This window comes from Pseudomonas sp. AC083, assembly GCF_979253165.1.
The window spans coordinates 21865-40870 of the sequence record NZ_CEEDDH010000011.1 but is presented as its reverse complement, the minus strand read 5'-3'; the positions used below and the strand labels follow the sequence as shown (position 1 = coordinate 40870).

General features: G+C 60.5%; 18 protein-coding genes. 6 read left to right on the top strand and 12 right to left on the bottom strand.

Translation table 11 applies throughout. The annotated features are described in order from the left end of the window. Window positions 1–123 precede the first annotated feature (123 nt). On the top strand, window positions 124–1041 hold the full coding sequence (gene yegS / locus AC0IXA_RS16925) for a lipid kinase YegS (RefSeq protein ID WP_471813968.1): 918 nt from the start codon (window positions 124–126) through the stop codon (window positions 1039–1041). On the opposite strand, the gene AC0IXA_RS16920 is transcribed toward yegS, so the two are convergent. From AC0IXA_RS16920 to AC0IXA_RS16910, 3 genes are all read right to left on the bottom strand, one after another. After that, on the bottom strand, window positions 1025–1684 hold the full coding sequence (locus tag AC0IXA_RS16920) for a response regulator (RefSeq protein ID WP_016770832.1): 660 nt from the start codon (window positions 1682–1684) through the stop codon (window positions 1025–1027). The two genes, yegS and AC0IXA_RS16920, sit on opposite strands and share 17 nt — an antisense overlap. After that, window positions 1681–2574, bottom strand: a complete 894-nt coding sequence (locus tag AC0IXA_RS16915; RefSeq protein ID WP_122507494.1) for a sensor histidine kinase — start codon at window positions 2572–2574, stop codon at window positions 1681–1683. Before AC0IXA_RS16915 ends, AC0IXA_RS16920 begins: the two co-directional genes overlap by 4 nt. 463 nt (window positions 2575–3037) lie before the next feature. After that, entirely contained in the window at window positions 3038–3508 is a 471-nt protein-coding gene (locus AC0IXA_RS16910) for a hypothetical protein (protein WP_471814067.1), read from the bottom strand. A 454-nt stretch (window positions 3509–3962) separates the two neighbouring features. Here AC0IXA_RS16910 and AC0IXA_RS16905 point away from each other — a divergent pair, with 454 nt between their 5' ends. Both AC0IXA_RS16905 and AC0IXA_RS16900 read left to right on the top strand, forming a co-directional pair. Continuing rightward, a complete protein-coding gene (locus tag AC0IXA_RS16905; protein ID WP_016770829.1) occupies window positions 3963–4898 on the top strand; it encodes a chemotaxis protein CheV in 936 nt (311 codons plus the stop codon). Between the two features lie 187 nt (window positions 4899–5085). After that, window positions 5086–5892, top strand: a complete 807-nt coding sequence (locus AC0IXA_RS16900) for an MOSC domain-containing protein (RefSeq protein WP_471813966.1) — start codon at window positions 5086–5088, stop codon at window positions 5890–5892. 73 nt (window positions 5893–5965) lie between these two features. On the opposite strand, the gene ppnP is transcribed toward AC0IXA_RS16900, so the two are convergent. The 8 genes from ppnP to AC0IXA_RS16860 form a co-directional block, all read right to left on the bottom strand. Further along, on the bottom strand, window positions 5966–6250 hold the full coding sequence (gene ppnP, locus AC0IXA_RS16895) for a pyrimidine/purine nucleoside phosphorylase (RefSeq protein WP_024013687.1): 285 nt from the start codon (window positions 6248–6250) through the stop codon (window positions 5966–5968). A 71-nt stretch (window positions 6251–6321) separates the two neighbouring features. Then, window positions 6322–6864 carry a 3'-5' exonuclease gene (locus tag AC0IXA_RS16890; RefSeq protein ID WP_471813964.1) on the bottom strand — a complete coding sequence of 181 codons (543 nt, stop codon included), beginning with the start codon at window positions 6862–6864 and terminating at the stop codon, window positions 6322–6324. A gap of 70 nt (window positions 6865–6934) precedes the next feature. Next, window positions 6935–8896 (bottom strand): acetyl/propionyl/methylcrotonyl-CoA carboxylase subunit alpha, encoded by a 1962-nt coding sequence (locus AC0IXA_RS16885; protein ID WP_471813962.1) that lies wholly within the window; start codon window positions 8894–8896, stop codon window positions 6935–6937. 112 nt (window positions 8897–9008) lie between these two features. Further along, window positions 9009–9806, bottom strand: coding sequence for an enoyl-CoA hydratase/isomerase family protein (locus AC0IXA_RS16880; RefSeq protein WP_471813960.1), 798 nt, complete (start codon window positions 9804–9806; stop codon window positions 9009–9011). Continuing rightward, the gene (atuD, locus tag AC0IXA_RS16875) at window positions 9803–10960 is read right to left on the bottom strand and encodes a citronellyl-CoA dehydrogenase (RefSeq protein WP_056788533.1); all 1158 of its coding nucleotides are present in this window, start codon (window positions 10958–10960) and stop codon (window positions 9803–9805) included. Before atuD ends, AC0IXA_RS16880 begins: the two co-directional genes overlap by 4 nt. Before the next feature lie 30 nt (window positions 10961–10990). Beyond that, window positions 10991–12607: a geranyl-CoA carboxylase subunit beta gene (atuC, locus tag AC0IXA_RS16870; protein ID WP_197891364.1), complete on the bottom strand. Its 1617-nt coding sequence runs from the start codon at window positions 12605–12607 to the stop codon at window positions 10991–10993. A 3-nt stretch (window positions 12608–12610) separates the two neighbouring features. After that, on the bottom strand, window positions 12611–13495 hold the full coding sequence (locus tag AC0IXA_RS16865) for an SDR family oxidoreductase (protein ID WP_122700113.1): 885 nt from the start codon (window positions 13493–13495) through the stop codon (window positions 12611–12613). 12 nt (window positions 13496–13507) lie between these two features. Further along, a complete protein-coding gene (locus AC0IXA_RS16860; protein WP_471813957.1) occupies window positions 13508–15292 on the bottom strand; it encodes an acyclic terpene utilization AtuA family protein in 1785 nt (594 codons plus the stop codon). A 184-nt stretch (window positions 15293–15476) separates the two neighbouring features. Here AC0IXA_RS16860 and AC0IXA_RS16855 point away from each other — a divergent pair, with 184 nt between their 5' ends. The 3 genes from AC0IXA_RS16855 to AC0IXA_RS16845 all read left to right on the top strand — a co-directional run bounded on the left by AC0IXA_RS16855 (window position 15477) and on the right by AC0IXA_RS16845 (window position 18090). Beyond that, window positions 15477–16100, top strand: a complete 624-nt coding sequence (locus tag AC0IXA_RS16855) for a TetR/AcrR family transcriptional regulator (protein ID WP_341639403.1) — start codon at window positions 15477–15479, stop codon at window positions 16098–16100. A gap of 93 nt (window positions 16101–16193) precedes the next feature. Next, window positions 16194–16991, top strand: a complete 798-nt coding sequence (locus AC0IXA_RS16850) for a substrate-binding periplasmic protein (RefSeq protein ID WP_073472484.1) — start codon at window positions 16194–16196, stop codon at window positions 16989–16991. Window positions 16992–17076: 85 nt separating this feature from the next. Beyond that, window positions 17077–18090 carry a GNAT family N-acetyltransferase gene (locus tag AC0IXA_RS16845; RefSeq protein ID WP_471813954.1) on the top strand — a complete coding sequence of 338 codons (1014 nt, stop codon included), beginning with the start codon at window positions 17077–17079 and terminating at the stop codon, window positions 18088–18090. A gap of 120 nt (window positions 18091–18210) precedes the next feature. Here AC0IXA_RS16845 and AC0IXA_RS16840 read toward each other — a convergent pair whose 3' ends face one another. Beyond that, window positions 18211–18765, bottom strand: coding sequence for an RNA polymerase factor sigma-70 (locus tag AC0IXA_RS16840; RefSeq protein WP_008088195.1), 555 nt, complete (start codon window positions 18763–18765; stop codon window positions 18211–18213). Window positions 18766–19006: the final 241 nt, after the last annotated feature.

Sequence of the window (19006 nt, the reverse complement as noted above, 5' to 3'; positions counted from 1 at the left end):
GAAAAAATACCGCTGTGTAGGACGCCAGCAGTTGGACGAAGAATTAATTGCCAGCTCGGTGGCTTTTTTAAGGCGCACAGTGGTCAAGATGTTTCAATCGATTTCAATTCTTGGAGTGACGTTATGAGTGAATGCCGGGCACTGCTGATCTTGCATGGCAAACAGGCACTCAACGAGGATGTTCGCGCTGCCGTCGAAGCCAAGCGTGAGCAAGGCTGGGAACTGGCTGTCCGAGTGACCTGGGAGGCCGGCGACGCCCAGCGTCTGGTTGAGGAAGCGTTGGCGGCCGGCTACAGCAAAATCATCGCCGGTGGCGGTGACGGCACGTTGCGCGATATTGCCGAGGCGCTGGCTCAGCATCCGCAAAAAGCCAGTCTAGTCCTCCTGCCGCTGGGCACCGCCAATGATTTTTCCCGTGCCGCCGGTATTTCCCTGGAGCCGGCCGAAGCCCTTGAGCTACTGGATGTTCAGCCCTCGGATATCGACCTGGGCGAGGTGGGCGGGCAGATTTTCCTCAACATGGCGACCGGCGGATTCGGTAGCCAGGTGACCGCCAATACTTCGGAAGACTTGAAAAAGGTCTTGGGCGGCGCCGCCTACCTGTTCACCGGTTTGACCCGGTTCAGCGAGCTGCATGCCGCTTATGGCGAGTTGCAGGGGCCGGACTTTCATTGGCAGGGTGAACTGCTCGCACTGGGAATCGGCAACGGACGGCAGGCGGGCGGCGGCCATGTGCTGTGCCCCGAGGCGCGAGTCGACGATGGTTTGCTGGACATCAGCATTCTACCGGCACCGCAGGAGCTGGTCGGCACGTTGAAGAATCTGCTGAGCGAGGGCTTCGGCCTCGACAACATGTTTGTGCGGGCACGATTGCCGTGGGTCGAGATCAAGGTCGCCGAAGGGCTGAGCATCAATCTCGATGGCGAGCCGCTGGAGGGCGACAGTCTGCGATTTGTTGCGAAACCTGCAGCGTTGCAGGTGCATCTGCCGAAGGACTCGCCGTTATTGGGCCAACAACCGTCAATCAGTCATCAAGGCTGATGATCTGCTCACGCACGGCGAACAGCACCAGACCCGCCACGTCGTAGATTTGCAGGCGTTTCATGATCTGCGCGCGGTGGGTTTCGACGGTCTTGACGCTCAAGCCCAGACCGTTGGCAATTTCCCGGGTCGATTTGCCGCGCACGATCAGGCGAAGGATTTCCAGCTGGCGCGCGGTCAGATTGTGCGAATCGGCGACGTCCGGCTGGCTCTTCTGGTTTCGCGTCAGTGCCTGATTGATCACCGTATGAGCGATGGCCGGGCTGAGGTAGCGTTCGTTGTTGCGCAGCGCTTCCAGCGCGTGCTCGAGCTCGGTGGCCGTGGTGTCCTTGAGCAGGTAGCCATGGGCACCGGACTCCAGCGCCTGCATGATCAGCGCCGGATCGGTGTGCATCGACAGAATCAGCACTTTGCTCTGCGGCCGCACGCGCTTGAGCCGTTGCAGCGCTTCCAGGCCACCGGTTTCTCTCATCGAGATGTCCAGCAATACGATGTCCGGGCTCAATTGCTCGACCATTTCAAGCAATTGCGAACCATCACTGGCTTCGCCGATTACCGCGTAACCGGGAATATCCAGTACCAGAGCGCGCACGCCGGCTCTGATCAGCGAGTGGTCATCCACCAGAAGTAAGTTACAAGTCAACGCATAACCTTATTCGTACTGGCCCGTTCGAGTGCCCGAGGCGCCCACGGGAAAAGTGCTTCGATTCGAGTGCCTTTGCCCGGCTCGCTGATAACGCTCAATGTGCCGCCCAACTGTTCGATACGCTCGGCCATTCCGGCCATGCCGCGTTGACCTTCTCTGGCCGGGTCGGCCGCCGGGGCAAAACCCAGGCCGTCATCACTGATCAACAGCGTCAGACCTTGCGGCAATCGCTGTACCCGAATCAACAGGTTTTTTGCCTGTGCGTGCCGGAGGATGTTGGTCACGGCTTCCTGGGCGATGCGAAACGCGGCGACGGCCATTTCCTCGGGAATGCCGTTGAGCCGCTGCTGGCAATCGAGACTCCAGTTGACCGGCGTGTTGGCCAGTGTCTTGAGCAAGTGCGCACGCAGGCTGGCTTCGAGGCCCAGGCTGGTCAATTGACGTGGATTGAGAATCGCCGAGACGTCACGCACCTTGTTCAGGGTTTCATCCAGCGTGTCGCAGAGGACCTTGCATTGTTCCTGCAGATCTTCCGGCAGGCGGCGTTTGAGCCAGTCACTTTGCAGCTTGGCGGCGGTGAGCAACTGGCCGATATCGTCGTGCAATTCACGGCTGAGGCGATGTCGTTCGTTCTCCTGGACTTGCAGCAGTCGATCAGCCAATTCTTGTGGCTGAAACTTGATCGATTTGCGCGACAAGCGATATTGCACCCAGACGCACGCGGTGGCGGCGATGTCGAGTGCCAGCAATCCCAAGGGAAGGCGTGCGGAAACAACATACGCCAGCAGACTGCCCAAGGTCGCCAGAACACACAGAACAAGTGTGAAGCGCCGGGCGTTTTCCCGCGAGGGTGGCCATGTGATGAGTGACTTGAGACTGGCGTACATAACGGATGGAGCCAATGGATGTTCGCTGCGGGCAGACCGACCGGTGACTGGCGGATCTCTGTGTGGAAATACTGTCAATTATGTTATTGATTCATACCGCATTCGTTAAGCAATCATTGACCGGCAATAACATGCTAATGAAACGCTGGAGTCACTGTGCCATTAAACGGCAGGTAATTAACCGGCGGCATAATACCACTTAACATACCGTTGGTCGCGGTCGCTATATATGTCCATTCAGTCAGGAAATACCGAATCGTGGACGCAAGTTCCATATTGGAAAAAGTTGGAATTCTTGTAGTTGGACGACTTCGATTCTGCCTGGAAGTGTCTCTGGGAGCACACAGGGAAAACCCTGATGGCGGCATCTGGAAATCAGCCGTTGGTCGGGCAGATTATTTGCCTCGGATTGTCGCTGGCAGGTATGCACTATTCAATTACGACAGTTTCGCGGCCTGTTTTCTCAAGCCTGGTGCGCTATCAGGGACGTAGAGAGCAAACGTTTGCTCATCATCTTCGGTTCGAACGTGTCCTGGCCCATTTGTGCCGCGAAGGCCTCAAGCAGGGCTGTCTGCTCGCTGCCATCAAGGCTCAGTTGTCCGGTTTTATGATCGACCAGCTCAAGCTGCCATGCCATCAGGGTGAAACAGTCTCGCAAGGCATCGAGGGCCTGTTCGTGCAGGTCGACGCGATCCTGGGTCAGATTCAGCAGACTGTAGATGTGCAGGGAAAACTCGGAGATTGCTTCCAGTGCCAAGGCTTCGGCGCGGCCGGCCAGCTTCAGCAGAGTGCCGAGCATGCAGTCGATGGCATCCTTGTCATTGCTGATCAGTTGCAGATGGCTCAGGCATTCTTCGGACTTGGCGAGAAGCGTTTCGGCCTCGACCAGAAATTCGGGGAAGCGTTGCGCCCAGTCTTTACGGTCGATTGGCATGTTCATCTCCACCACGTCGTGTTGGTTGACGGATGGCCGTGTGTGGCGACGATCGTGAATCGTCGGCAGATCGCGCCCGGCGGTGCAGGTGCACGGACCGAGGGGTTCCAGAGGGTGGGTTGCCACTGAATTGCGATCGCACACAATAGCCTGACTCCGTTCATGCAATGAGAATGGCGTCACAGTAATGGCTATTGGAAATGGCGAATATCAGGTTGGGCCTGATTGATCCTAGGGGAATCCCTTAGGCGCGGGAACCTAACGTGCAAACCGAGGTCGCGCCGCAATGAATCTAGCAGATGAAATCACGATTGCCAGTAAAGCATGATGTCAGTGTGACATCAATGGCCGTTTGTGGCATTTTTAGCGGCGCGCTTTACAGCAATCAAGATTAGCTGAATGCAGCCGATAAACCCCCATAGTGAATTCATCAGAACAAGCCCAGGAGTCATTGATGGCCGGCATTCTCGACACGGTAGACCAACGCACGCAACTGGTGGGTGAGAATCGCCTGGAAATCCTCATGTTTCGCCTGGCCGGACGCCAGCTGTTCGCGATCAACGTGTTCAAGGTTCAGGAAGTGCTGCAACTGCCCAAGCTGACCCTGATGCCGCAGCGTCATCCTTTCGTCTGCGGCGTGGTCAATCTGCGCGGACAGACCTTGCCGGTGATCGACCTGTCCCAGGCAATCGGCATGCGCCCACTGGTGCCGGGCCCGAACAGCACGATCATCGTCACCGAATACAACCGTTCGGTGCAGGCCTTCCTCGTCGGCGGTGTCGACCGCATCGTCAACATGAACTGGGAGGCCATTCTGCCGCCGCCGACCAGTGCTGGCCGCCAGCATTATCTGACCGCGATCAGCAAGGTCGACGATCAACTGGTGGAGATCATCGACGTCGAGAAAGTCCTCGCTGAAATCGTCCCGTACAACGCCAAGGTCTCGCGCGAGAAACTCGACGACCCGGTACTGGAGCGCGCCCGTGGCCGCGAAGTGTTGCTGGTGGACGACTCCAACGTAGCGCTATCGCAATTGCGCGATACTCTCGGCCAGCTCGGGGTGAAGATGCACATTGCCAGCGACGGTCTGAAAGCCTTGAACATGCTCAAGGCCTGGGCCGATACTGGCGTGCACATGACCGATAAACTGCTGATGATCTTCACCGATGCGGAAATGCCGGAAATGGACGGCTATCGCCTGACCACGGAGATCCGCAACGACCCTCGCCTGCGTGGCCTGTACGTCGTGCTGCACACCTCGCTGTCCGGCAGTTTCAACGACTCGATGGTGAAGAAGGTCGGCTGCGACAACTTCCTCTCCAAATTCCAGCCGGACAAACTGGTCGACGTGGTACGCCAGCGTCTGATGCTCGACGCCGTGCCGGCCTGAAACACGCACATTTTGCTTCCTGTGCGAGCCTGCTCGCGAAAGCGCAGGGTCGGACACATTGATGGTGAATGTGCCGGCCTTTTCGCGAGCAGGCTCGCTCCCACAGAAGTGTATTTACATTAATGACGGCTTTGATTCGGTATTGAAGCTCGTATAGGGTGGCGTTTTTCCTCCAAGGAAGCTGGCCATGCTGCGTCTGAGCGCGCTTTATCGTTACCCGTTGAAATCCGGCAAGGGCGAAATCCTGCACAGCATCGAGCTGGACAAGCTCGGGCTGGCGGGCGACCGACGCTGGATGCTGGTGGACGAGGCCAGCGGGCGCTTTCTGACCCAGCGTGCCGAAGCGAAGATGAGTCAGTTATCGGCGTTATGGAATGCCAGCGGCGGTCTGACCCTCAGCGCTCCCGAGCAGGGATCTATCGAAGTCGCGCTGCCCGCTGCCGACGCCGAGCTGCGCGGTGTGACGATCTGGCGTGACACCCTGCGGGTGCCGGACGCCGGTGATCAAGCCGCGCGTTTTGTCAGCGACTTCCTCGGCAAGCCGACACGTCTGGTGCAAATGCCACTCGAGCGGGCACGTACCACGCAAGCGGGTTTCGGCAAGGATGACGATCAAGTGGCGTTCGCCGACGGTTATCCGCTGCTGCTGATCGGCGAAGCTTCGCGGCTGGCCCTCTCGGAAACGGTAGGGCGAGAGCTGGAGATGCTGCGCTTCCGTCCGAATCTGGTCATCGAAGGCAGCGCACCTTACGCCGAGGATCAATGGAAACGTATTCGCATCGGCGATATCGAGTTTCGCGTGGTCAAGCCGTGCGCGCGTTGCATCATGACCACTGTTGACCCGCAAACCGGTGAACGCAGCGCCGATCGCGAGCCGTTCGCGACGTTACAGAAACATCGCTCAACCGCTGATGGCGCGATGTTCGGACAGAATCTGGTCAACGACGGCAATGGCCGCCTGGAAGTCGGCATGCCGGTGGGAATTCTCGAATAGAGTTTCCCCTGAAACGAAAAATGCCCGGGTCTTTTGGACGCGGGCATTTTTTTGCGCGGTGAAACCGGCGGGATCAGCCGCGGTATTCGCACAGGTAAGCGGTATCCACTTCGACTTTCAGTTGGAACTTGCTGTTGGCCGGGACGTTGAACTGGCTGCCGGCGGCGAAGGTTTCCCAGTCGCTGCTGTCTGGCAGTTTTACGCTCAGCGCGCCGGAAACCACATGCATGATCTCGCGCTGGCTGGTGCCGAATTCGTATTCGCCCGGGGCCATGACGCCAATGGTCGCCGGACCTTCAGCGGTGCCAAAGGCGATCGACTTGACGGTGCCGTCGAAGTACTCGTTGACTTTAAACATGGGCGGATTCCTCGAAAAGGGCTTAAAAGGGGGCGGCCAGTATGCACAAGGCTTTTCGCGCCGTCACGCGTCTAAAGCGGCAGGACCAGCGGCAATAACCGTGCGGTATTGCGGGCATCTTCCAGCGCGCGATGTTGTTGGCCGTTGAACTGCATGCCCGCCAGTTGCAACGCGCCGTTGAGCCCCAGCGGTCGTTCCAGGCGCCGGGCCTTGGCGAAGCGCTGTTTGAGGTTCATGTGCGGGACTTTGCTCAGGCCGCTGTCGATGTTCAGGCGTTGCCACTCCTGCAGCAATTGCTGGCGATCGTAACCGCCCCAACTGGCCCAGCCATCAAGGCGAGCCTGGTGCTGCGCGAGCCAACGCTCAAAGGCCGGCCAGACCTCGCTCAGCGGTTGCGCCGAATCGATGTTGGCTTGGGTGATGTGTGTCAGCTCCCGACAGAACGGCGTCAGCAATGGCCGGCGGGTCGGTTTGACGAAGCGCTGGAAGTGATCCTGCTCGCGCCCGGCGCGGTCGACCAGGGTCGCACCGATCTCGATAATTTCCATTTCCGTGACCGGCCAGCCACCCTCGTCTGTGGTGGCTTCCAGATCTATGACCAGCCAATGGGGCATCGCAGGGTTCCTGATTTCCGCGTTCTGATTTATCAGAGCGTAGTCAAACCCCGCGCTTGTGCCCGGGCGACTACTCGACCTGCAACAGAACCTGACGATTTTTTACCTGATCGCCGACCTTCACTTGCACCCGTTTGAGCACGCCATCGATGCCGGCCTTCAACGGATGCTCCATTTTCATTGCCTCCAGTACCACCAGCAATTGACCCTTGCTGACCGTACTGCCTTCGCTGACCAGCACATCGACAATGGCACCGTCCATCGGGGCTTTCAGGATGCCGGAGGCGACGCTGGTCTGACTGTCGATCGGCGCATGAGTTCGATCCTCCAGGCGCAGGCTGCCAGGATGGGTGAACAGCCAAAGCTGCCGATCGTGCAGACGATAGGCGTGACGCTGGCGCAGACCATCGACTTCGACGGTGATCGATTGCGCGGCGTGCTCAATGATTTTCACCTCCACAGTGCTTTCGCCAGCCTGCACGACCAACTCGCCGGTTTTGCGCGCCAGCACCGACAGCGTCCAGTCCTGTTCGTCGCTGCCGAGTCGATAGTGCAACGGCACGCTGGCGTTGTTGCGCCAGCCGAGCAGCGGGGCGCGATGGGGCAGGGCGCTGGCCTGATAGAACAACACCACGGCAATCGCCAGTTGCGCCGCCGTCGGCACATAGGTGTTGAGGCAGCCATGGCTGGAAAAATGTTCCTGGATGAAAGCGGTGCTGAAATCGCCGCTGATGAACTGCGGATGTTGCAGCAGGCCTTCGAGCAAGCGTTGGTTGCATTGCACGCCAAGCAGCACGGTGTCCTGCACCGCACGCAACAATTTGCGTCGCGCCTCTTCGCGAGTTGCGCCGTGGGCGATCAGTTTGCCCAGCATCGGGTCGTAGAACGGGCTCACCGACTGACCTTCAAGCAGACCATGATCGATGCGCGCACCGTGATCCGACGCCGGTTGCCATGCGGCAATTCGGCCGGTTTGCGGAAGAAAATCCGCAGCGGGATCTTCAGCGTAGAGGCGCACTTCCATGGCGTGACCGTCGAGACGGATCTGCTCCTGCGTCAGCGGTAGCGGCTGGCCCTCGGCAACCAGCAACTGCCATGCGACCAGATCCAGCCCGGTGATCAATTCCGTCACCGGATGCTCGACCTGCAGACGGGTGTTCATCTCCAGAAAGTAGAACTGCCCGCGTGCGTCGAGGAGGAACTCCACGGTGCCGGCGCCGACATAATCCACCGCGCGCCCGGCCTTGAGTGCCGCTTCGCCCATGGCCTGGCGCAGCTCGGCGGTCATCACCGGGCACGGCGCTTCTTCGATGACTTTCTGATGACGGCGCTGGATCGAGCAATCGCGTTCGCCGAGGTAGACCAGATGGCCGTGCTGGTCGCCGAATAGCTGCACTTCGACGTGACGCGGTTCGATCAACGCCTGCTCAAGAATCAACTCGTCGCTGCCGAAACCGTTCATTGCTTCGGACCGCGCGGTGCGCAGTTGCGCCGCCAGTTCGCTGGCCTCGTGCACCAGGCGCATGCCACGTCCACCGCCACCGGCACTGGCCTTGATCATCAGCGGATAGCCGATGCGCTCGGCTTCGGCCAGCAGCGTCGCGTCGTCCTGCGCTGCGCCTTGATAGCCGGCAATGCATGGCACGCCCGCGTCGAGCATGGCGATTTTCGACAGGCGTTTGCTGCCCATCAGTTCGATCGCTTCGACGCTGGGGCCGATGAAAATCAGCCCGGCTTCGGCGCAGGCGCGAGCGAAATCGGCGTTTTCCGAGAGAAAGCCGTAGCCCGGGTGAATCGCGTCGGCGCCGCTGCGGCGGGCGGCGTCGAGGATCGCCGCAATGTTGAGGTACGACTGCTGCACCGGCGCCGGGCCGATATGCACGGCTTGGTCGGCCATTTGCACGTGTAGCGCATCGGCGTCGGCGTCGCTGAACACGGCGACTGTGCGATAACCCAGCGCCTGGGCCGTGCGCTGGATGCGGCAGGCGATTTCACCGCGGTTGGCGATCAGGATTTTGTGGATGGCGGGCATGGTGGGGTTCCTGAAATGATAGCGGTGAATGGGGTGGCCTCATCGCGAGCAGGCTCGCTCCCACATTTGGAATGCATTTCAACCTGTGGGAGCGAGCCTGCTCGCGAAGCTTTTAGCTGAACCACCGAGGCTTGCGTTTCTGCATAAATGCCATGGTCCCCTCGATTCCTTCGTCTCCGGTCACCGCCGCGCTGAACCACTGCGCCGCCTCATCGAGCAATGCACTCGACGGCTGTCCGGCACTCGCCAGCAACAATTTTTTCGTCATCGCATTCGCTTCCGGTGCGCAGCGCAGCACCTGTTGCAAGACCTCATCCAGTCGCTCGGCCAACGCTTGCGCATCCTGTTCAACGAAATGCACCAGCCCCAATCGCTGCGCCTCGGCGCCATCGAAACGCGCCGCCGTCAGCGCCAGTCGCCGGGTTTCGGTCAAGCCGATCCGTTGCACCACAAACGGTGCGATTTGCGCCGGGATCAGGCCGAGGCTGGTTTCCGGCAAGCCGAACTGCGCCTTGTGATCACTAATCGCAACATCGCTGACGCAAGCCAGGCCGAAGCCGCCGCCGAGCACGGCGCCTTGCAGCACGGTGATCAGCACCTGCGGCGTGTGCTGGGCTTCCTCCAGTAACGCACCGAACGCCCGGTTCAACTCGCGGTAAGCGTCCGCCCCTTGAACGCGTGCGCTGGCCATGTCCTTGATGTCGCCGCCGGCGCAAAAATGCCCGCCGGCACCGCTGAGCACCAAGGCCCGCACTGTGCGGTCATCGTGCACCGCCGCCAGTACCGCGCGCAGTTCGGCGACCATTTGCAGGCTCATCGCGTTGCGGCTGTCCGGGCGGTTGAGGGTGATGTGCAGCACGCCGCCATGCAGTTCCAGCAACAGCGTCTGGCAATCGGGCAGGCGGCTCATTTCTTTTTCCCCGGCAGGATGCCCATCAGTTTGCAGATGATCCCCAGCATGATTTCGTCGGCGCCGCCGCCAATCGATACCAGGCGCACATCGCGATAGGCGCGGGCCACCGGGTTGTCCCACATGAAGCCCATGCCGCCCCAATATTGCAGGCAGCTGTCGCTGACTTCCCGGCCGAGACGCCCGGCCTTGAGCTTGGCCATCGACGCCAGGCGCGTGACGTCCTGGCCTTTGATGTACTGCTCGGTGGCCTGATAGACCAGGGCGCGCAGGCATTCGATTTCGGTCTGCAATTCGGCGAGGCGGAAGTGGATCACCTGGTTGTCGATCAGCGCGTTACCGAAGGTCTTGCGCTCCTTGCAGTACTCGATGGTGCTGTCGATGCAATATTCCAGGCCCTTGATCATGTTCGCCGCGCCGAACAGGCGTTCTTCCTGGAACTGCAGCATCTGCATCATGAACCCGGCGCCTTCATGGCCGATGCGATTGCGCTGCGGCACGCGCACGTTGTCGAAGAACACCTGCGCGGTTTCCGAGCTGCGCATGCCGAGCTTGTCCAGGTGCGAACTGAGGCTGATCCCCGGGGTGTTCATCGGCACCATGATCAGCGACTTGTTGATGTGCGGCTTGTCGTCGGAAGTGTTGGCGAGCAGGCAGATGAAATCGGCGCTCGGCGAGTTGGTGATCCACATTTTGCTGCCGTTGATCACGTAGTCATCGCCGTCCTTGCGTGCTGTGGTTTTCAGCCCGGCGACATCGGAGCCGGCGCCGACTTCGGAAACGCCGATGCAACCCACCTGTTCGCCCGTGATCGCCGGCCGGAGGAATTCTTCGCGCAGTTCGTCGGAGCCGAAGCGGGCGAGGGCGGGTGTGCACATGTCGGTCTGCACGCCGATCGACATCGGAATCCCGCCGCAATGAATGGTGCCGAACTCTTCGGCGGCGACGATCGAATAGCTGTAGTCGAGGCCCATGCCGCCGAATTTTTCCGGCTTGGAAATGCCCAGCAGACCCAGCTCGCCGGCCTTGCGGAAAATCTCGTGGATGGGAAAGCGCCCGGCCTTTTCCCATTCTTCGACGTGCGGGTTGATCTCGTGCGTGACGAACTGGCGGACGGTGCGGCGCAGGGCTTCGTGTTCCGGGGTGAAGATCATTGTTGTTGTTCTCCGTAGGATCCGTGGCGGTCAGAAGCGGCTGACGCCGAAGCTGTTGGGTTGCAGCTTGCGCGTGTCGGCTTCGTGGCAGATATCCAGCAAGTAACCGAGCAGGGTGCGGGTGTCGCGCGGGTCGATCAGGCCGTCGTCCCACAGGTTGGCGCTGCCGTACAGGGCGGTGGATTGGCTGTCGAGTTTCTGCGCGGTCATCTGTTCGAGCATGTCGAGCATTTTCGGATCCGGCTCGATGCCGTCCTTGAGCTGTTTGGCTTCGGTAACGATGCGCAAGACCTTGCCGGCCTGTGCGCCGCCCATTACTGCCGTGCGGCTGTTGGGCCAGGCGAAGATGAAGCGCGGATCGAGCCCGCGCCCGCACATGGCGTAGTTGCCGGCGCCGTAGGAACCGCCGACGACAATGGTCAGTTTAGGCACCCGTGCGTTGGCCACCGCTTGGATCAGTTTCGAGCCGTGCTTGATCACGCCTTGCTGTTCCGATTCGGTGCCGACCATGAAACCCGTGGTGTTGTGGAAAAACAGCAGCGGCGTCTGGCTCTGGTCGCACAACTGGATGAACTGCGCCGCCTTGCTCGCACCTTGCGGGGTGATCGGGCCGTTGTTGCCAATGAAGCCGCAGGCGCGGCCCTGGATTTTCAATTGGCCGCAAAGGGTTTGCTGATCGAACTCGCCTTTGAATTCGAGAAAGTCCGATTCATCGGCAATCCGCGCGATGATTTCGCGCACGTCGTAGGGCTTTTTTGCATCGTCCGGGATCAGCCCGAGCAGTTCGTCGATGGGGTAGAGCGGTTCTTTGAATTGCGGCTGCGGCAGCCACGGCAGCTGCTCGTTCCAGGGCAACATGCGCATGATCTCGCGGACCTGGCGTATGCCGTCAGCGTCGTTTTCGGCGAGATATTCGGCAGTGCCGGCGACCTGCGCGTGCATCTCGGCGCCACCGAGTTCTTCATCGGTGGCCACTTCGCCGGTCGCCGCTTTGAGCAATGGCGGGCCGGCGAGAAACAGCTTGGCCTTGCCACGCACCACCACTACGTAATCCGATAACCCCGGTTGATAGGCGCCGCCTGCGGTGGCCGAGCCGTGCACCACGGTGATCTGCGGCAAACCCATGGCTGACATGCGCGCCTGATTGGCGAAACTGCGCGCGCCTTCGACAAAGATCTCTGCCGCGTAGTTGAGATTGGCGCCGCCGCTTTCGGCGAGGGTGATCATCGGCAGTTTGTTTTCCCGCGCGATCTGTTGCAGGCGCAGGGATTTTTTCAGGCCGCTCGGCGAGATCGTGCCGCCCTTGATTGCGCTGTTGTTGGCGACCACCATCGCACGGATGCCGCAGACGTAACCGATGCCGGCAATCAGCCCGCCACCGGCCGAGCTGCCGTCCTTGTCGTCGTGCAATTTATAGCCGGCGAGGCTGGCCAGTTCGAGGAACGGCGCACCGGGGTCGAGCAGCAGGTTCAGGCGCTCGCGGGGCAACAGTTGCCCGCGTTTGCTGAATTTGTCTTTGGCTTCGGCGGCCTTGTTCAGCAGGTTCTGTTCGAGCTGCTGCACCTGCTCGATGGCGGCGAGCATGGCCGCGCGGTTGCGCGCGAACGCTTCGCTGTGCGGATCGAGTTGCGACTGAATCTGCGCCATGGCTTATTCCTTGTCCTTGAGCACGTCGGGACGCAACACTTCTGGTAAATACGCGCGGTGAAAACCATTGAACGATTCGCTGTGGCTGGCCTTGTGCAGCGGCCAGGCGCGACTGCCGAGGCTGGCGGCGCCGTCGATTTTCACTGTGGTGCCGCTGATGAATGCCGCCGCCGGGCTGAGCAGAAACACGATTGCCGCACTGACTTCCGATTCGGTGCCGATACGCTTGAGCGGCACATGCTCGCGCAGGGTCGGAATCACCGCTTTGAATGCGCCCTCGTAAGTGTCCATGCCGCTGGAGGCGATCCAGCCCGGCGCCACGGCGTTGACCCGGACCCCGGCGTAACCCCACTCGAACGCAGCAGTCTTGGTGAAGTTGTCCATGCCCGAACGCGCTGCCCCCGAGTGGCCCATGCCGGGCATGCCGCCCCACATGTCGGCGAGCATGTTGACGATGCTGCCGCCGTGTTTGCTCATCGACTGGTTGAACACTTCGCGGGCCATCAGAAAGCCGCCGACCAGATTGGTCCGCAGCACGGTTTCAAAGCCCTTCTGATTGATCGAGGCCAAGGGCGACGGATACTGGCCGCCGGCATTGTTGACCAGACCGTGGATCGGCCCGTGTTCGGCGATCAGCTCTTTGACCAGTTGCTTGACCGCTTCTTCATCGCGGATATCGCAGGCCTTCCAGTGCGCGCGGCCGCCGTCCTCGGCGATTTCGGCGGCGACCTTTTCGAGTTTTTCCGGCTTGCGCCCCACCAGCAGCACATTGGCGCCGAGCGCCGCCAGTTCATGGGCGGTGCAGCGACCGATGCCGCTGCCGCCACCGGTGACAATCAGGTTCTGGCCGCTGAACAGATCGGCGCGAAAAATCGACGCGTAAGCCATGCACACCATCCTCTAGTCGAGCTGTTCGGCGATGCTCTGCGGCACCGGGATCTGGATTTCCAATAGTTGCTGGGCGAAGGCTTTGCCTTGCGGGTCGATGCGCAGACTGGCGACACCGCCACCGCCGAGGGCGTTTTCCAAAAGAAAGTTGAGGCCGTGGGTGCCGGGCAGATACCAGCGTTCGACACGCCCGAGAAGCGGATCGAGGACGTGGCGCATCCAGTCGACCACCACCGAAGGGGTCAGCGCTTCGGCGATCCATGGCAGGTAATCGGGATGGCGCGGCATCACGCCGATATTGCTGTGGTTGCCCTTGTCGCCGGAGCGCGCCACCGCCAGTTTCACCAGCGGCACACTGGCATCGGCGCGGCCCTGGGGTTTGGGTGGCTGATGGGCGAGCGGCAAATCTGCGCTGTCGAGGGCCACTGGGTCGGGGAGGGCGCACGGATGGCGCTCACCGGCCATGTCGATTTGCAGGGTGCAGGCGCTTTTATCGATGAGGAACGAGAACAGACGGATGACCGGATAAACCGTCGGCCGACCGCCGACGATGCCGGTCAAGCCCGGCGCCATACCGGTCGCGGCCTGGGCGATCTCTTTGGAAAACAGCACCAGCGCGCGTTTGTCAGAATGGCGTACGGCGATTTTGATCACCACTTCACGGCTGTCGCGGCGCTGGCCGTGGGGGCCGTAAGTGGCCTCGCTGCCGAGCAGTTCGACGTGGGTTTCGCTGTACGGCGCCAAGCCGCGCAGGCTGAACATCTCGGCGGTCTTGTCGATGATCGCCTGACTGACCCGCCGCGCCTTGTCCACCGCGTCGATGCCGGCCATCAGGCAACTGGCGGTGCAGCGAAAACCGTCCGGGTACGTGGCGCTGACCTTGTATTTGTCGCTGGGCGGCAGGCCTTTGGCACCGTGCACCTGCACGACGTTTTTGCCTTGTTGCTGAAGTTTGACCTGAGTGAAATCGCAGATAACGTCGGGTAACAGATAGGCCTGCGGATCGCCGATCTCGTAGAGCATCTGCTCGCCGACGGTCAGCGGCGTAACCAGGCCGCCGGAGCCTTCGGGTTTGCTGACGAGGAACTGGCCATCGGCGCTGACCTCGACGATCGGAAAACCGATGTGCTCGTAATCCGGCACCTCGCGCCAGTCGGTGAAATTACCGCCGGTGCACTGCGCGCCGCACTCGATGATGTGCCCGGCCAGCGCGGCCTGGGCGAGTTTGTCGTAGTCATGCCACGACCAGCCAAATTCGTGGACCAGCGCCGCGCTGACTACGGCGCTGTCGACCACCCGGCCGGTGATGACAATTGCGGCACCCAGGCGCAACGCTTCGACAATTCCCGGCGCGCCGAGGTAGGCGTTGGTCGACACGCACATACGCGGCAATGGGGCGCCGCTGAACATTTCGCGGATATCGGCGGGGTTTTTGAGCTGTCCTTGCAAGTCGTCGCCGAGCAACACGGCGATCTTCAGCTGGACCCCAGCCTGGTCACAGGCCGCTTGCAGGGCCGTCGCGCAGGCCTGCGGATTGACCCCGCCGGCATTGCTGATCACGCGGATGTTCTGTTCGGCCAGTTGCGTCAGCAGCGGCGCCAGCACTTCAACGAAGTCACCCGCGAACCCGGCCTGCGGGTCTTTCAGGCGCGCGCCGGCCATCAGCGACATGGTGATCTCGGCCAGATAATCGAACACCAGATAATCCAGGTTTCCGCCGGAGACAAGCTGGGCGGCAGCAGTGGAAGTGTCGCCCCAAAAAGCACTGGCGCAGCCGATTCGCACGGTGGTTGGCATTTTTATCTCCGACTCAGGGACCTGCGACAGAAGTGTCTGGAGGCTACCAAGCAAGCGCTTGGTTTGTAAACAGGCGAAACATTCTTCTGCCCAAGCGCTTGCTTGGTGCCCGCGCGCGGCTTAAATTGCGCGCAACCCTGCGGTTACAGGGGGCAACACACTGATCGACTGTAGGAGAGAACGGGTGGACGAGCAAAAAGCCCTGCGGGTCATGCGCGAACTGGTCGACCAAGGCCAGTTGACCGACCCGGACAGCGCCCGCGGCAAATTGCTGCAAGTGGCGGCTCACCTGTTTCGCAACAAAGGCTACGAGCGCACCACGGTGCGCGATCTGGCCAGCGCTGTGGGCATTCAGTCGGGAAGCATTTTTCATCACTTCAAAAGCAAGGATGAAATTCTCCGCGCGGTGATGGAGGAAACCATCCGCTACAACACCGCGCTGATGCGCGCAGCCCTGGCCGAAGCCGGTGACGTGCGCGAGAAAGTGCTGGCGCTGATTCGCTGCGAATTGCAGTCGATCATGGGCGGCAGTGGCGAGGCGATGGCGGTGCTGGTGTACGAATGGCGCTCATTGTCCGAAGACGGCCAGGCTAAAGTCCTTGCTTTACGTGACGTTTATGAAGACATCTGGCTGCAGGTGCTGAGCGAGGCCAAGGATGCCGGCTATATTCGCGGCGACGTTTTTATTACCCGACGTTTCCTTACCGGCGCACTGTCCTGGACCACCACCTGGTTCCGTGCCGGCGGCAGTTTGAGCCTCGATCAGCTCGCCGATGAAGCGCTGATTCTGGTCCTCGAAGCGCGTTGAACGGTTGTCGGACCCGCCGACAAACTGGCTAAGTCGGCGAAACCGCCTAGCTTGAATGCATTGATCGCTATTTTTTTCGGGGAGTGGGGTGTTTTGAAGTCTTCGCCAATTCGGACAGCCGCCGGGCTGATGCTCGCTGCGCTGGCTGCGTTATGGGTATTGCCCGCTCAGTCAGCGCAATTGGTCCGGGTCGGCGCCGCGCATTTCCCGCCCTACACGATTCGCCCGGAAAACGGCGCCGATACCGGCCTGTTGCCGCAATTGATCGAGGCGCTGAACCGCTCGCAGAGCGACTATCAGTTCGTCCTGGTGCCGACGTCGATCCCGCGCCGTTTCGGTGATTTCAAGCAGGGCCGCATCGATATGGCGATCTTCGAGAACCCCGAGTGGGGCTGGAAGGACATTCCCCACGACGACGTCGACATGGGCCTGGAAGACGCCGAGATTTTCGTCGCGCAACGCGAAGACGGCCGCCAGCAAAACTACTTCTCGAGCCTGTCGGGCAAACGTCTGGCGCTGTTCAGCGGTTATCACTACGAATTCGCCAACTTCAACGCCGACCCGAAATACCTCGCGCACAACTACAACGCCACGCTGACCTATTCTCACGACAGCAACCTGCTGATGGTCCTGCGCGGACGCGCCGACATTGCCTTGGTCACCCGTTCCTATCTGTTCGATTACCTGCTGCGCAACGAGAAGGTCCGCGACGAGCTGTTGGCTTCGCAGCGCACCGATCAGATCTATCACCATTACGCGATTCTGCGGCCAAACGCTCCGATCACCGGCGAAGCCTTCGGCAACCTGCTGCAGCGCTTGCGCGACAACGGCGAATTGCTGAGGATTTTCGAGCCGTACAGGATTGCCGTGATGCCGGCGCCTCATCACTGAAGCGCTAATTGCCTCTCGCGCTTAAATTTCCCCTCCCGGCTCACGTCACTTCGTTGAACTGTCGACGATTACGTGAGCCTGACCCATGTCCAATCTGAATGACCTGAATGCTCTGGCGTTGCCCTCGGGCAGTCAATTGATCGCTGATGCTACCGAGAGCCGGCTGAGCCTGAGCCTGGACGGGCAACCGTTGATTCGTCTGCGCCTGGACCGCGAGGCCAATGGCCCGATTCAGCTTGATGAACGTTTTGCCCTGCCGCCCGGGCAAGCCTTGTGGGCCGCCTGTTATTGGCTGTTCGCCCGTGATCCGGCGTGCCAGCAATTGACCTGGCAACTCGATCAGCCACCGACCGAAGCCTTGCGCAGTGGTCTGCTGATCAATACCGAAGTCGCCGGTGAGTACCGCTGCGAGCGCACGCTGTTCTGGCAACTGCCGCAGCCGTGGCTGGGCACTTCACTGACCGGCAGCTATCCGCAGCAAATGGTCATCAGCCATGGCAAGCGCCATCCGCTGCGACCGGTGAAGCCGCGCGGTGAAGTCTACCGGCGTTTCGATGCGCGGCTCGGCGCGTGGATTTCCTTGCGTACGCTGGAAATCGAGGAAGATCTGTCGCGCTTCAATCGCTGGCAGAACAGCCCGCGCGTGGCGAGTTTCTGGCAGGAGGAGGGCAGCCTTGAGCAGCATCGCGAATACCTGAGCAAGCTCGATGCCGATCCGCACACGCTGACGCTGATCGGCTGTTTCGATGATCAGCCATTCGCCTATTTCGAAGCCTACTGGGCCAAGGAAGATCGCATCGCGCCGTTCTACGATGCCGGCGATTACGACCGTGGCATTCACATGCTGGTCGGCGAGGAAAGTCATCGCGGCCCGCACAAAGTGGCGAGCTGGTTATCGGCACTGGTGCATTACCTGTTTCTCGATGATCCACGCACCCAGCGCGTGGTCGCCGAGCCACGTGCCGACAACGCGAAGATGATCGGCCATATGCACAACCAATGCTTTCACTGCGAGAAGGAATTCGATTTTCCGCACAAGCGCGCGGCGTTGATGATTCTGGGGCGGGAGCGGTTTTTTGATCGGTGCAAGCTGGCCTGATGCGGGTTGAGTCTGAAGCCGCTTTCGCGAGCAGGCTCGCTCCCACAGGGTTTGATGAACGACACAAATCCAGTGTGGGAGCGAGCCTGCTCGCGAATGGCTTGACGCAGAATCCGGATCCTAACGACGACCCGCAATCACTGCATCCCGCCGACTGCCCGAGACCTTGCGGCAGTGCACCAGCGCATCACGAATCATGAAGTTGACCAGGGTGGGCGATACGCCCAGTTCCTTGGCGATGTCCTTTTGCGGCACGCCGTGCAGACGGTACATCTCGAAGGCATAACGGGTGCGGCTGGGCAGTTCGGTCAGCGCATCGGCGATGTGTTCGAGGGTCGAGAAGTTGATGTGCGAAGTTTCCGGCGAAGCGCCCTGAATCACCACGTTCAAGCCTTCCTCTTCCGGGCCTGAGTATTTCTGTTCGAGCGCCTGCTTGCGGTAGTGATCGATGGCGAGGTTGCGCACGATCTGGAACAGGTAGCTCAGCTGAGCCTTGATCGACGACGTGATCGGCGGCGCCGATTGCAGTCGGAAAAACGCATCCTGAACCACATCTTCGGCACGAGACCTGCAACCGGTAATGCGGGCTGCAATCTTGACCAGAATCAGTCGATTGTCGACGAATGCCTGAAGTAGCGGTGAATCGCACCTGCTTGTGGATACTTGTTCCGTCATGGAAATCACCTTGCTGCCAATAGGTTAGTGGGAGGGCCTCGGGGGACGGCGCCGTCCTACACATCGAGCGACAAATTATGTTGAATGATAATGATTGTCAAATGAGAAAGAGAGGTATTGCTGTAAGGCGATGTGTTTTGCCAACTGCGACACGCCGCCGCACCCCAGCCCCGCTGGACGTCGCGCCTGCCGACTAATTATTTCCCCACTCCATCCGTTCTCATTGGTGAATGGCCCGGGT